Source organism: Microbulbifer sp. ABF4_107 (assembly GCF_056312215.1).
On sequence record NZ_CM149983.1, the window covers coordinates 2,618,801 to 2,632,499 of the forward strand.

Genomic DNA, 13,699 nt, shown 5'->3' on the forward strand with positions numbered 1-13,699 from the left:
TATATGTTTCCGGCGTGAAAGACCGAATTATTGAATGGTTTGCGCGGAACCCTGCTGCCGGCGCTGTACTGCTTCGCGGCTGAGCTGTTCGCTACGTGAAAGAGATTCACGCTTCTGGGTAGACATGCGTGCGAGAGAGTTTTGCTTGCGCAATTGAGCGTTGCGACGCTCCATATACTCTTCGCGACTGGGCCTGGCATTCGGCCCGGAAGTAGAACTGCTGTGCATTTCAAGCTCAGCAATTTTCTTTTGGAGGGTAACCAGTTGCGCCTGCGCGTCTGAGGCTTCACTGGAGATTTTTCGGTGCTGGATCGCGCCGTAAATATTTGTCGCCACGGATACAACCAATGCGACGGTAACCACTAGCAGTACTTTTTTTGTGCTATTCACCCCAACCCCCAACTTTGTCTCAAGCCGATGCTTTGTCAATTCGCAGCGCCTGAGACTCTTTTTTCATTTCGATTTAATTCTAGAAATTACGACCCCAACCGCTCCCCAAGACCTCCCCAACAGGGCCAGGAGAGCAAAAGCTCGCGAATCCTACCATGTGACACACATCACACGCCATCCGCAAGTGCATCACAAGTAATACGTGTCTCTACCCACAGAAAACTCCACACGACGAACAAAAGTCACAATATCACTTATTGTTCGACCGAAATCAGAGAACTGGCCGCGTATTGCAGACATGTCATTTCTACCACCAACTCAAACACCCCATAAATAGCCCCGAGGGGCTAAATTGAGCGCTGTTTTTCAATTAACAAAAGCGCTCGCGCTCGAAATCGTCAATGGACTGCACACAGGCGGGTCTGCTTTTTGCGATCGCTGGATCCCGGCTGGCGCCGGGATGAAGAGCTGGGGAAGTGAAATACTAGCGACGTCTCTAGGCGGGTTCGGTGGTTTTGGCTTTCTGGGAGCCAAGGAACTCTTTCAGGCTGCTGCCGATTTCGGCGTGGTGCAGGCCGTATTCGAACTGGGCTTTCATGTAGCCGAGCTTGTTGCCGCAGTCGTGGCTGTGGCCAACGATGCGGTAGGCTTCAACGGATTGCTGTTTGAGCAGTTCGTCGATGGCATCGGTAAGCTGAATTTCGCCGCCGGCACCGGGAGCGGTGTTTTCCAGCAGGTTCCAGATTTGGGCGGGCAGCACATAACGCCCCACTACGGCCATATTGGATGGCGCGGCGTCGACTTCCGGTTTTTCTACCATGCCGTCAATTTTGGCGGTGCCGCCGGTTTGCAGATCTGCACCCAGGCAGTCCACCACGCCGTATTTACTCACTTCTTCCCACTCGACGCGCTCGACCATGATCTGGCTGGCACTGTTCGCTTCAAAGTTTTTCACCATATCGGCAAGATTGCTGGCGGTAAGGTCGGAAGCGTACTGATCAATCAGTACGTCGGGCAGCAGTACCGCGAAGGGGTTGTCGCCGACCACCGGGCGCGCACAGCTGATGGCGTGGCCCAGGCCTTTGGCTTCGGCCTGGCGCACAGAAATTACGGTGACATCTTTCGGAACGATGGAGCGGACTTCATCCAGCAACTGGCGCTTGAGGCGATTTTCCAGTTGGGCTTCCAGCTCAAAGGAGGTATCGAAGTGGTTTTCGATGGCGTTTTTACTGGCGTGGGTAACCAGTACGATTTCTTTGATTCCTGCGGCGACGGCTTCGTTGACCACATACTGGATCAGCGGTTTGTCGACGATGGGCAGCATTTCCTTGGGGATCGCTTTGGTTGCCGGGAGCATACGCGTCCCCAGGCCGGCCACGGGGATAACGGCTTTTTTCACTTGCTGCATGGTTTATTTCCTTAACGTCTAAATACTTTTTCTCGCAAATGCGGAATGCTGCTTCACTCCCTGAAAGCTTCGGGGTGCCACCGATATCCCACCTGCCAATGTGAAAGGCGTCACACTTTAGCACTTAATTATGACAGTTCAAGATTAAGTGCGAGCGCCTAGCCAGTGGGTGCCGGAGACCGATAATCCACTGCTATCTCGAAGACGCGTGAAGCTTTCTCTATCTCTCTTCCTTTCTTTGGCAATTTGCATACCAACTGGCACTTTCGCCTATTTATTCATCTTAAGGCGCGGTATTGCGGTTAGAAAATAGCCTCAAAGGGCTATCTGAAACACTGCGGGAATAGCTCTGCCTGCTGCAGCCCGCGCCTCCGTTGCGTGAGCACGAATTTGTATCAATTTGTCGCGGCGCCTGTGGCAACGTGAATTTGAGCCAGAACCGAAGGGTTCGCGCCAGCGGTGCCAGACTGTATTGAGGTTGATCGAATTTTGATCGCAACGATACAGGTCTGCTGATGTTTGGTAGTAGCAGCTTTTGTTTCTGGAGCCGTCGGGCAACCCATCAACATAAGGCGCACACAGGTGGTGGCAGGTGCTATCGCGCGCTGGTCAATTGCGCGTTACTTGGGTTGTTTGCGGCCGGCTGTATGATCACCGCGAGCGCCTTTACCCCCGGCCAGGCGCCCAAATTGTCCCGGCCTCTTTTAGAAGAGGTACATGCGGAATACGGTGCCCTTGCCCACGGGCGCCTGGTGCGCTGGCAGCAGCTGATCACAGAGCAATCCCGGGCGCTGGAGTGGCACCGCCTGTTGCGTATTAACCATTTCCTGAACCGGGTGCCGTATGCGGAAGATCTGGCCCACTGGGGGCAGGAGGACTTCTGGGCAACGCCGGTTCAGTTTCTGGCGTCCAACGGCGGCGATTGCGAGGACTACGCCATCGCCAAGCTGTTCAGCCTGACGAGTGCCGGTATTTCACCGGAAAAAATCCGTCTTACTTATGTGGTGGCGGCGCAGGCCGGGCAGCCTCATATGGTACTGCTGTACTCCGCCAACCCGGGAGAGCACCCACTGGTGCTGGATAATATGACCGGTGATGTTCTCCCCGCGCGGGAGCGTACCGACCTGGAACCGGTGTACAGTTTTAACGCACAGGGACTGTGGCTGAACGCCTCTTTGGCGACCGCCACGAAAGTGCGCAATCAGCCGGGTTCGGCACTGTGGACCGAGCTGCTGGCGCGCATGAAACATGAAGGCGTATTCGATTAGTCCGGTATTGCCCGAGACAAGGAGATTCGAGTGAGCTATCCCCGAGCCCGAGCGGACCGTCGCTACGGTTTTAACCCATGGCATACCAGTATCCTGCTGGTACGGCAGGCGCTGCTGTGGTTACTGGGGCTCTGCGCGGCGATCGCCATTGGCCTGTTCATCGCCCGCGAGCAGTCGCAACAATTACTGGCACATCAGGCCCGCGATAGCGCGGCGTTGCTGGCCGCGCAGTTAGGTAGCGCTTTGCGCGAGCGCGCGTCTCCCGAGCTTTACATTCAAACCCTGCTGCAGGGTGTGACCCATAGTGGTGCTTATTCAAAGGTGACCTTTTCACCGGCACGGGAATTCCACGCCGATTCGGCAGATCCCTCTTCGACGGTCACAAGCACGCAACAAACTCGTGCTTCGATGGCTCCGGCTTCTGTTTCAATCCCGGATTACTTTGCCGGTGTGCCGGACTGGTTTGCGGCACTTGTGCGGATACAGCCGCCAATTGCCACCCTTGACGTGACAAGTGGCTGGGAAATTGCAGGACAGGTTGCAGTCAGCCGGCACCCGGGGCCTGCACTGCAATTACTCTGGCGCCTGGCGGTTGGCCTGTGCGGCGCGGGAGTTGCGCTGATGGCGATGGTGCTTTGGCTGTCTCATAAAACACTGATGCAATACAGACGTGAAGTTGACGCGCTACTGACATCCGCCGAACGGGAACAGGAAGAGTTTCAGGCACTTTCCCGCAAGCTGAATTTGCACCTGGCCGGGAATATATTTTCCGAGGAAACGGAAGAAGATATTGCCGGCGAGAAGCGCCCGCATAAAAAACATACGGAAGCCTGATCGCATACCAGGGATGCACTAGCTATTAATAGCTAATAATTTTCTGTTTTGCGTACCAGTTACCACTGGACAATAATTTTTTTCGACTTTATCTGTGGCATAGCCTTCCCATTTACTGTATGGGCGCTACAATCGGCCGCAGATTGAATGGAATCCACTGTAAAACAATGTTCTTTATTAGGGGGACGCATGAAAAAGTCAGCACTGGGGATCGCACTGGGTGCGAGCTTGCTGAGCGCTGTAGCCATGGCCGATGTTGCACAATACATCGAAGCTGGATACAGCATGGATCAGGTTATTGCTCTGGCACAAAGTGAAGGCCTGAGCACCGAGGAAGCCCTGGAGCAGGCGCTGGCAGCAGCCCCTGAAAAAGCGGCAGAAATCGCAACTGCCGCCATCAAGGCTGGCGCCAACGCGGAAGCGGTGGTTGCCGCCGCCGTTGCCGCAAACCCGGCCTCTGCCGAAGCGGTTGTAACCGCAGCCGTGGCTGCCGGTGCTAACCCGCAGTCTATTGCCGCCACTGCAATTGCTGCCGGTGCCGACGCTTCCGTGGTCTCTCAGGCAACTGCAGCGGCAGCGCCTCCGGCTGGCAGCTCCTCCCTGGCGAGCAGCACTTCTACCCCAACCACTCCGATCCCCCCTGCACCTCCGGTGATCAGTGGCGCCGGCGCTGGTGGCGGCGGTGGTGGCACCGCAGCTTCCCCGAACTAATTGCAAGGCGTGCACCGTACGTGCAACCCGCGCAAACAGAAAAGGCCCGCAAGGGCCTTTTTTGATTTCAAAACCTGAAACGCTTTGGTTTGGGAACAGCTTCCCTGGCTTCAACAGATAAATAGAACGATTTAACAATGTCTGCGATTGGTCACGCGCCTTTCCCCGAACTTTCACAACCGGCACCTGCCCTCTCTGGCAGTGCGCGCCTGGAAATCGGGCTGTTCTACGGGCTGCTTGCCCTGCTGTTCTGGCTGCCGATTCCCCTGGGCTCTCACCGCCCCTGGGCCTGGTCGCTGATGGAGGTGTGGGTATTTACCCTGACCGCGGGCTGGCTGCTGCTGAACCTGTTTCGCCCGGGTCTCCACGCACTCCGCCCTTACTGGCCGCTACTGGCAATCTTCGGCCTGTTTCAGGTTTGGGTTTTTATTCAGCAGCTGCCACTTCCCATTGGCCTGCTGGAAACACTTGCCCCCCAAATTGCCGAGGCCCACCTGCGAGCAGCCCCTGGGCTCTCTACTGCCACACTGTCTCTCGACCCGAACCAGACACATGTCGCGCTGATAAAAGGCCTGAGTTACTGGTGTATGTTGCTGTTGCTACTTGCCCTGGTAAGCAGTACCAAACGGCTGCGCCTGCTGGCGATGGTTGTGGTACTGGCGGGCACTTTCCAGGCATTTTATGGCGTGCTGCTGGCACTCTCCGGTGCGGAAACCACTTGGATTCTCGGTTTCAAAAATTCCGGTATTGCCACCGGCGGCTTCCGCTATAAAAACCATTTCGGCAATTTTCTGGTGATGTGTCTTTGTCTGGGTATCGGCCTGCTGATTGCGAGCCTTAGCGGCCACAGTGGAGGCAAACTCAAAGACCGGCTGATGCGAATCATTAATATGCTGCTGGGCGGAAAGGCGGTTTTGCGTATCTGCCTTGCGATGATGGTGATCGGCCTGGTGATGTCTCACTCGCGCATGGCCAACACGGCATTTTTTGCCAGCCTTTCCATTGTGGGTGCACTGGGCCTGCTGCTGATCCGCAACCGCAGTAAAAGCCTGACCATTCTGCTGGCCAGCCTGATGGTGATCGACCTGATGATTGTGGGCAGTTGGTTTGGGATGGATCGCCTGCGCCAGGAAATCGAAGAAACGACATTCACCAAAGAAACCCGCGATGAAGTGAATCAGTACGGGCTGTCACTGATCGAGCAACACCCGCTCAGTGGCACCGGGGGCGGCAGCTTCTATTCGTCGTTCCCCAGTGTGAAGGGACCGGGCATCAATACCTTTTACGATCTCGCCCACAATGATTACCTGCAGTTCAGCATCGAGTTCGGACTGCCCGCGACTCTGTTGCTGGGGGCGGCGGTGCTGTGGAGTTTGTTTCACGCCTTTACCGCACTGCGCACCCGGCGGGACAGCCTGATGCAGGGCCTGGCTTTCGCTACCCTGATGGCGATTGTGGCGGAGCTGATCATGTTGACCACGGATTTTCATCTTCAGGCACCGGCGACGGCGGTGTACTTTCTGATGATGCTGGGACTGGCGTGGAAGGCGCGATTTATGCAGAGTGAGCGACGGCGATAGCCAGCACGGCCCGCCTCCGTCATCCCGGGCTTGACCCGGGATCCAGCACTCCGAAACTCTGGATTCCGGCCTACGCCGGAATGACGGAACACCAAATACAAAAAGGCCGCATCCTTCCGGATGCGGCCTTTTTGTATTTGGTGGAGCCTAGCGGGATCGAACCGCTGACCTCAACACTGCCAGTGTTGCGCTCTCCCAGCTGAGCTAAGGCCCCAAATTGGGTGGCTTTCAGATGACGTTTCCGTCGAAAGCGGGGCGCATTTTAACAATGCGCGGGCCACTGTCAACAAGAAAAATAACTTTTTAATCAATTAGTTAGGAACCGGGCCGTCACAGTCACCCCCGACTCCTTCACACCGTGATACCGACCTCTCCCACTTCGTCATCCCGGCGAAGAGCCTGTGCCGGACTTGATCCGGTATCGGGATCCAGGTTCCGTGGCGCTGGATCCCGGGTCGAGCCCGGGATGACGCAGTGAGCCGCCCGGGATGACGCACGGAATACGGTGGGGCTTAACCCAGTGCAGCGTATTCCTTCTCCCAGCGCTTCAGCACCTTCTTACCGGCGCCGCCCAGCACGTCAATTGCCTGGCGCAGGCGGGCGCGGCTGAGGTCTGGTCCCAGGAGATCCATCGCATCCATAACCGAAAATGACGCGGTAGTTCCACTGATGGCGACAAACAGCGGCGCGTTGAAGTCCTTCAGCTTTACGTCCATCTGGGTAGACAGCTCTTTCACCGTGGCAAAGATGTTGTCTTTGCTCCAGCTGCGCAGGGCCTCCAGGCGCCAAAGGGCGAACTGCAGCAGTTTCTTCTGCTCGTCCAGCTCCATCTTATTGCTGGCGAAGCTCTCTTCGGTCAGCGGCAGTTTGCCGGAGGCAAGGAAGCCGACCAGAGGGGCGAAATCGCCGAAGGTTTCCATGCGGCCTTTGGCGTGCGGCAGAACCTTGAGCAGATTTTCGCGATTGAGCAGCCACTGCTGTAGACGATCTGCCAGCTGCGCGTCTTCCAGCTCGCGAATCCACAGGCCATTCAGCCAGCTCAGTTTCTCCACATCAAACACCGGGCCGCCGAGGGACACACGCTGGATATCGAAGTGCTTGAGCATTTCGTCCAGGGTGAACTTCTCGCTCTCGTCCGGCATGGACCAGCCCATGCGACCGAGATAGTTCAGCAGAGCTTCCGGCATAAAACCGGCGCGCTGGTAATACAGGATAGAGGTGGGGTTCTTGCGCTTGGACAACTTGGTTTTGTCCGGGTTGCGCAGCAGCGGCAGGTGGCAGAGCACCGGCATTTCCCAGCCGAAGTATTCGTACAGCAGCTTGTGCTTGGGAGCGGAGTTGATCCACTCCTCACCGCGCAGTACGTGGGTGATCTCCATTAGGTGGTCGTCCACCACGTTGGCCAGATGGTAGGTGGGCATGCCGTCAGACTTTAGCAGTACCTGAGCGTCCACCTGGGCCCAGTCGATCTCGATGGTGCCGCGCAGCAGGTCTTCCACCACACAGGTACCGGACTCTGGCACGTTCATACGCACAACATAGGGCTCGCCGGCGGCTTTGCGCTTTTCCACCTCTTCCGCCGGCAGCGCCAGATCGCTGGGCTTCAGCGTCGCTTTGCCTGACTCCTGCAACTGTGCGCGCAACTGATCCAGTTCTTCCGCGGTGCGATAACAATGGAAGGCATGTCCCTTGGCGACCAGCTCGTCACAGTACTTCTTGTAGATATCGCCGCGCTCGCTCTGGCGATAGGGACCGTGAGGCCCCCCCACATCCGGGCCTTCCTGCCAATCAAGCCCCAGCCAGCGCAGGCTGTCGAGAATGGCCTGTTCCGACTCCGGGGTACTGCGCGCCTGATCGGTATCCTCAATACGCAGCACAAACTGGCCACCCTGGGCCTGGGCAAAGCACTGATTGAACAGCGCGATATAGGCGGTACCTACGTGGGGATCGCCGGTGGGGGAAGGAGCAATACGGGTTCTTACGGTCATTGTTAACCTGATGTTGGACTAGTGACTAATTACTTATAAAGGAAGAAAGACTTTTGAGGCGCGGCATTATATCGCCGAGGTTTGCATGCGCACAGGGGAACAAACGCGGCCCGTCGAGCTGCCCAATCGCCCTGTATCGGCATACGAACGCCCAAAAAACATCACCCCAACAAAAAATCCGTGACTGACGTCACAGAACAGGTATTATTGCCACGTAGTCGACGAAATTGGGGGAAAAACCGCCAATTTGATGCAGTAGACGCCAGGGGCAGGCTAATAAATGACCACCCCAGAACAACAAACACTTTCAGGTATTTAGGGATTAAATGATGAAGAATGTAGCCCGCTCCCTCGGTGCAGCTCTTTTCACCTTGGCCGCAATGTCGGCGGTTGCCGTTACCCAAGACGGAGATGTGGATGAAACCGCCTCTACCGGAACGGTCGACATCACGTTGAATATTACCTCGGCAATTGTTGTTGCCAACCTGGACAGTATTCCGATGACTGCAGACGGCACCACCCCCGCCAATACTGCCCTGGAAGGCCGCGATGCCTTCTGTGTTGGCGGCTTTGGTTTTGCCAATAGTGCCTACGCAATCGAATTTGAAAGTGCAACGGCAACCGCGAACTCCGCCACTGGCTTTCTGCTCGACGGTAGCAGTCACGACCTGACGTATAACGTCGCGTTCACCTCTGATATCGCCCCGACCGCAGCAGGCTCCGCTGTGGATAACTCTACCGGTCAAATGGCTGGCACTTTCGACTTGAGCGACGGTGTTGAGTGTGCAGTTGCCGATAACAATGCGCAGGTTATTGTGTCGGTTCCAGCCAGCCAGTGGGAATCTGCTCTGGACTCCTCTTACACGGATGTTCTCACAATTACCGTAACTGGCCAGTAAGACAAGACAATGTGCCGGTAATCGCCGGCACATCTCATTCCCGAAATGAATAGCGCGGTAGCTCGGATTTTGTGTGCGCTGGTGTTCGCCGCCCATTGCAAATTCGCATTGGGTGCAGCAGCCGCCGCGTTCACTCTCGAAACTTCAGCCCCTGCGGGATTTGGAGATCTCACCGAGCCGGAAAGTCTGGTAGCCGATGTTTATTTCGGCGGCCGACCTGTTGGCACCGCCCAGGTCAAGGTAGATCTGCAGTCGGTTCAGTTTTCAAACCCCCATGCCGTTCTTGAACTACTACCGGAATCACTGCAGCCGGACGCCGTACTCTCCGCGCTAAGCGCGCCTCAGCCACGCAATTCACACCGCACGTGCCGCCTTGAAAATCAGCGCGATTGCGGGTTTTTAGTTCCGGAAATTGTCGGCCTTATTTACGATGAGCGCCGCTTTCGTGTGGACATATTCATCGCGCCAGAATACCTCCCAAAACAGGCCGCGATTGACTCACCCTACCTCCCGGAAGCGACCAGCAAGTTCTCATTTATACAGAATTTAACCGGTACCTGGTCCGGCGTGGACACCAACCAAGGAACCGCGACACAAAGCGCCTCGCTGTTTGGTGCCTCAATTCTGAGCTTTGGGGAAAGCGCGCTGCACAGTCATTGGTCTGCTACTGATGAAGGTGATCCACTTATTCACGAACTCCACTGGAGCCGCGACTACCAGGGCAAGGCATATTCCATCGGGTTACTGCAGCCCGAAAGCTATTTCAGCAGTTTTATCCCATCGCCTTTCATCTACGGCGTTGAATACCGTAGCTCAAACAATAGCCGAACAGACAATTACTACCGAGAGGGCACACCTCTGGAAGTAAACATGCCCACTCGCGGACGAGTGGAAATTCACCGCGATAACCGGTTGATTTTCAGCACCCTGATTGAAGCAGGTAACCAGCTCCTTGATACTAGCAATCTGCCGGGTGGGGCCTACGAGATAGAGGTCCTCACATTTGATGAGAGTGGTCGCCCGCTAAACCGATTCACTCAGTTCTTTGCCAAAGATGGGTTGCTCCCCCCGTCCGGGGAGTGGAACTGGGAACTCCTCGCCGGTAAGCCTGCACGAGAAGCCGATAACAGAACCCTACCTTCGCAAACCGATAGCTACTACCTGAAAGGGAGTCTCGCCCGGAGAATCTCTGACAGCGCAGGCATTTTTACAACCGCGGCGACTACCGAAAAAGAGCAGGTACTGGAAGTTGGATCGCGATGGGTTCAGGAAAACTTTGAGCTATCCCCGAGCCTTATTTACAGCAGTGAAGGTAGCCATGGGTATCGCCTGTCGGCGCTGCTGCACACCCCATATATTGACATAGGTGCGAGTGAGACCCGCATCAGCGGCGAGCCAGATTCTAGTGCTGACACAGCCGGTTTCAGTATTTTAAGCCGCAGTTCATTCAATCGAAATTTATCGGCTAGCAGCTCCGTGTTCGGCGGGAGAGCCTCCATTCGGTATAGCGAAAGCGACCGACTTCAACAATTCGAAACACCGGGAATTATTCTGGACGGTGAGTTTGGTGGAACTGAGAAACTGACCACCTTCGAGTTTCAGCGCGGGCTGTTACGTTCTCGATATTGGTACGGTGACTTCCGACTTTCTCATAGCGTCGCAGAAGGAAGTGAACAGCTGACCGCGATTAATTTTCAGTTTCGCTACAGAGGCAGCCGATGGAGTAGCGGTGGCACATTCCGGTACGATCGGGACCAATCAGGAAACGGCTTCGCCCGCGTCGGAGTCAGCAGCAACTGGAATGACAGAGACCTGTGGGCCCATGATGTTTCACAGCAATTTTCTGCCGAAATCTCGGAAGATGATTATTACCTGGGCAGCCAGACACGCTTGGCAGGCAGGCGGGGCTATCTCACGTCCACATTAAGCCATCGCAATAATAGTCGTGTATCCGGCTCGCGAACGACCAATTATCTTGGAAGCTTTAGTACTTCCTTGATGACAACTGGAGATACTTTTTCCTGGGGTGGGGAGCGAACGCTCAACAGCGCGGTCATCGTCGATATTGAAGGTTCCGAGGATCAGGATTTCGAAATTCTAATCGACGGCACCCGCCGAGGCTATGCCCGGGGGGGCAGCCAATCAGTAATCAGCCTGCCCTCGTTTCGTACCTATGAACTGTCTTTACGTCCCCTGGCCGATGGTTTCCATGATTACCGGGATTCCCGTGATACCATCACGCTATACCCCGGTAATGTCGCCACCACCGATTATGAAGTTCAGACGATAATCGTCGTACTCGGCAGGCTGGTTCATGGTGATCGGCCTCTGCGCAACACGAAGATTTCCATCGGGGAGTTCTCTGCGGTTACTGACGATTACGGCGTATTCCAGATTGAAATACATGGAAAACCCGAAGCTTTACGAGTACCGCCCGTACAATGGGGGGATTGCAAGGTCGAGATCCCAGAACAGTCTGGAGCCGATGACTGGATAAACATTGGCATCGTAGACTTGGCCCAAGCAAAGTGCCCAGCCAAGGGAGGAGTCTATGCCGCCAATTAAACCTGGTAACCCGCCCCGCTGTCGTTTTTTGATACTGATCCTGTCATTGGCAGGGGCCATTACCAGTAACCAGGCACTGGCGCAAAGCACTAATCAGGACCCCTGCGGCGATGGCTCTGCGATAATGCCTGTGCCAGAAAAATCTCTGGGTGTGTGCGGGCTTGATGACACCGAGCACGCCGTTGTATACAACGGCGACCTGTCTATTCCATTTAGTATCCGTAGTTGTTGGGCAGATTGGGAAGGTAACGAGTGGAACGCCGCCTATTGTACGGCCTCTCGAGACTACACCATTGAGATTACCGGCCCGGCTCAAGGGCAAGAGTTCCTGTTTAGTGGACCCGAGGGCGATATCCCAGTCACGTTAAAGTTTCATCACCCGGCGACAACAGCAAAAACGATTACACCTGGCCAGGTAACCAATACCCGCTTTGCCGGTGCTGCTAACGGCCAGCAAACGCCTGTATCGTTATCCTTGACACCGAATACCGCAACTTCCCCGGCACCCGGCTTGTACCGCGCGACTCTGCAATTCTACCTGTACCAGTGCAATCCCTGGGGAGATCCTGACAACCCGTACAACCCGATCATCTGCAAAGGCTCGACGGCATCAGACAATCGCACGGAACTGTCACCGCCACTTTCGGTAGATATTGTTATGGTAGTTGGTGCCAGTATCCGAATCAGCGGGCTTGAAGATATGACGCTGCAAATGCCCAACCCCGTTGCGGACATCACCGCACAGCAAAATTTTTGCGTGTACACCACTGCCGGGACAGACTTCAGACTCTTGGCGGATAGCGCTACCGGGAATGGTCAATTTTTATTGGGCGGTGCGTCCAGTGCAGACACCATTGAATATGAAGTCAAAATTGCCAGTGAGCTCCCCCCGAAAAAGAAGAGCAGGATTCAGGAGGGGGTATACACAAAGAAGGACTGGAAAGGCCACTCATCCATTGACTGCCAGGGCTATAGCGATGAGAACATGCGACTGGAATTAACCATTCCCGCGAGCAATTTGGCTAACCCTCAGGACTATCGATACACAGATATCCTGACCCTGACAGTAGAGATGAATTGATGAGGAAAGTATCAAAGACTCAGCTTGAGTTTTTCTGAATCTTTGCCACTGCGAGCAATAAACTCCAGGTATCCACCACGGGAAAAGTCCCCTTCCAGTGCCAGCTCCGCGCCTCCGTATACTCTCCCTCCCTGATCGATCGCCGCGCACTGACCAGAATCGGGACAATACCGGATACCAGTGACTTCAACATTGATGTTTCCGGTGTTGGCAATAGAAAGTTTACCGTTTCCAGACTTATCCAGCGACAATTTATAACTACCTGACTCAGGCTGAACAAAAATCAGAGCCTGGTAGGCCACCAGAATTTTTAATGCTGTTCGATCGGATTTAATATCACCCACAACAGGTTTGAAGGTCACCCGATAGACTTTTTCACTGTCCAGATTTTGCTCCAGCGACATCAAACGAAAGCGTTTTTGTTCACCCGCTGGAATCACCGCTTTTGACGGGCTCACCAGTAATTTGAAGTCTTTAGGGTCTATTACCCGAATACGTTTTTCATCAGTGCGACCGGGGTTATCCACCCTGTAAATCTCGGTTTGCAGGTAAAGTGTTTCCTGATCCGGGTTTGTCACTACAATATCTTCCCGAGAGTTCGGTTTGTCCTGAAGGTATAGAATGATTTTATCCAGTGACATCGCTGCAAAAGCGGGACTTGCGGCAAGTGCCAGAAGAAGAGGCAGGATTTTTTTCATGTTCGTCCGCGATTGGGCCTGTTTACACAATGGCATCATTCTAAGCGGATACGAAGGATAAACAACCACTCTCCGAAGCTGCTGCCAGCCGGTTTTTTAAATCACTCTGCAGCAATGAGTAACCGCCGCACTTCTCCCTTCCGTAGCCGGATAGCCTGATACTCCAGCGGCAAGCATTGATTGATGATGCGCCCCACTTCTCGGCGAGCAGTCAGCATGTAGCGGTTCTGCAAGGCTTTCGGTGCAGACCGGACCACACCCAGTGTCCATACCAGAC

At 55.0% G+C, this 13,699-nt stretch carries 11 protein-coding genes and 1 tRNA gene; 7 read left to right on the forward strand and 5 right to left on the reverse strand.

Annotated features, from left to right (window positions below):
- Window positions 1-27: 27 nt before the first annotated feature.
- On the reverse strand, window positions 28-390 hold the full coding sequence (locus ACYX4K_RS10810; RefSeq protein ID WP_475092116.1) for a hypothetical protein: 363 nt from the start codon (window positions 388-390) through the stop codon (window positions 28-30).
- A gap of 496 nt (window positions 391-886) precedes the next feature.
- Entirely contained in the window at window positions 887-1,798 is a 912-nt protein-coding gene (gene galU / locus ACYX4K_RS10815) for a UTP--glucose-1-phosphate uridylyltransferase GalU (protein ID WP_475092115.1), read from the reverse strand.
- A 647-nt stretch (window positions 1,799-2,445) separates the two neighbouring features.
- Here galU and ACYX4K_RS10820 point away from each other — a divergent pair.
- The 4 genes from ACYX4K_RS10820 to ACYX4K_RS10835 all read left to right on the forward strand — a co-directional run bounded on the left by ACYX4K_RS10820 (window position 2,446) and on the right by ACYX4K_RS10835 (window position 6,191).
- A complete protein-coding gene (locus tag ACYX4K_RS10820; protein ID WP_475092114.1) occupies window positions 2,446-3,066 on the forward strand; it encodes a transglutaminase-like cysteine peptidase in 621 nt (206 codons plus the stop codon).
- Window positions 3,067-3,096: 30 nt separating this feature from the next.
- On the forward strand, window positions 3,097-3,900 hold the full coding sequence (locus tag ACYX4K_RS10825; protein ID WP_475092113.1) for a LapD/MoxY N-terminal periplasmic domain-containing protein: 804 nt from the start codon (window positions 3,097-3,099) through the stop codon (window positions 3,898-3,900).
- 189 nt (window positions 3,901-4,089) lie between these two features.
- A complete protein-coding gene (locus ACYX4K_RS10830) occupies window positions 4,090-4,611 on the forward strand; it encodes a hypothetical protein (RefSeq protein WP_406828081.1) in 522 nt (173 codons plus the stop codon).
- A gap of 137 nt (window positions 4,612-4,748) precedes the next feature.
- Window positions 4,749-6,191, forward strand: coding sequence for an O-antigen ligase family protein (locus ACYX4K_RS10835; protein ID WP_475092112.1), 1,443 nt, complete (start codon window positions 4,749-4,751; stop codon window positions 6,189-6,191).
- A gap of 138 nt (window positions 6,192-6,329) precedes the next feature.
- Here ACYX4K_RS10835 and ACYX4K_RS10840 read toward each other — a convergent pair.
- Both ACYX4K_RS10840 and gltX read right to left on the reverse strand, forming a co-directional pair.
- Window positions 6,330-6,405 (reverse strand) — tRNA-Ala (locus tag ACYX4K_RS10840).
- A 298-nt stretch (window positions 6,406-6,703) separates the two neighbouring features.
- The gene (gene gltX / locus ACYX4K_RS10845) at window positions 6,704-8,179 is read right to left on the reverse strand and encodes a glutamate--tRNA ligase (RefSeq protein ID WP_475092111.1); all 1,476 of its coding nucleotides are present in this window, start codon (window positions 8,177-8,179) and stop codon (window positions 6,704-6,706) included.
- 329 nt (window positions 8,180-8,508) lie between these two features.
- Here gltX and ACYX4K_RS10850 point away from each other — a divergent pair, with 329 nt between their 5' ends.
- The 3 genes from ACYX4K_RS10850 to ACYX4K_RS10860 all read left to right on the forward strand — a co-directional run bounded on the left by ACYX4K_RS10850 (window position 8,509) and on the right by ACYX4K_RS10860 (window position 12,724).
- Window positions 8,509-9,078 (forward strand): hypothetical protein, encoded by a 570-nt coding sequence (locus ACYX4K_RS10850; protein ID WP_476178692.1) that lies wholly within the window; start codon window positions 8,509-8,511, stop codon window positions 9,076-9,078.
- A gap of 45 nt (window positions 9,079-9,123) precedes the next feature.
- On the forward strand, window positions 9,124-11,643 hold the full coding sequence (locus tag ACYX4K_RS10855; protein WP_475092109.1) for a TcfC E-set like domain-containing protein: 2,520 nt from the start codon (window positions 9,124-9,126) through the stop codon (window positions 11,641-11,643).
- Window positions 11,644-11,794: 151 nt separating this feature from the next.
- A complete protein-coding gene (locus ACYX4K_RS10860; protein WP_475092108.1) occupies window positions 11,795-12,724 on the forward strand; it encodes a hypothetical protein in 930 nt (309 codons plus the stop codon).
- Between the two features lie 11 nt (window positions 12,725-12,735).
- Here the strand turns inward: ACYX4K_RS10860 and ACYX4K_RS10865 are convergent, their stop codons facing one another.
- Window positions 12,736-13,422: a fimbrial biogenesis chaperone gene (locus ACYX4K_RS10865; protein WP_475092107.1), complete on the reverse strand. Its 687-nt coding sequence runs from the start codon at window positions 13,420-13,422 to the stop codon at window positions 12,736-12,738.
- Between the last annotated feature and the right edge of the window lie 277 nt (window positions 13,423-13,699).

What these genes read in the sequence shown, in the direction of transcription:
- ACYX4K_RS10830 (WP_406828081.1), top strand. Translation starts at nt 4,090, where the DNA reads ATGAAAAAGTCAGCACTGGGGATCGCACTGGGTGCGAGCTTGCTGAGC.
- ACYX4K_RS10865 (WP_475092107.1), bottom strand. Translation starts at nt 13,422, where the DNA reads ATGAAAAAAATCCTGCCTCTTCTTCTGGCACTTGCCGCAAGTCCCGCT.
- ACYX4K_RS10835 (WP_475092112.1), top strand. Translation starts at nt 4,749, where the DNA reads ATGTCTGCGATTGGTCACGCGCCTTTCCCCGAACTTTCACAACCGGCA.
- galU (WP_475092115.1), bottom strand. Translation starts at nt 1,798, where the DNA reads ATGCAGCAAGTGAAAAAAGCCGTTATCCCCGTGGCCGGCCTGGGGACG.
- ACYX4K_RS10820 (WP_475092114.1), top strand. Translation starts at nt 2,446, where the DNA reads ATGATCACCGCGAGCGCCTTTACCCCCGGCCAGGCGCCCAAATTGTCC.
- ACYX4K_RS10850 (WP_476178692.1), top strand. Translation starts at nt 8,509, where the DNA reads ATGAAGAATGTAGCCCGCTCCCTCGGTGCAGCTCTTTTCACCTTGGCC.
- gltX (WP_475092111.1), bottom strand. Translation starts at nt 8,179, where the DNA reads ATGACCGTAAGAACCCGTATTGCTCCTTCCCCCACCGGCGATCCCCAC.
- ACYX4K_RS10855 (WP_475092109.1), top strand. Translation starts at nt 9,124, where the DNA reads ATGAATAGCGCGGTAGCTCGGATTTTGTGTGCGCTGGTGTTCGCCGCC.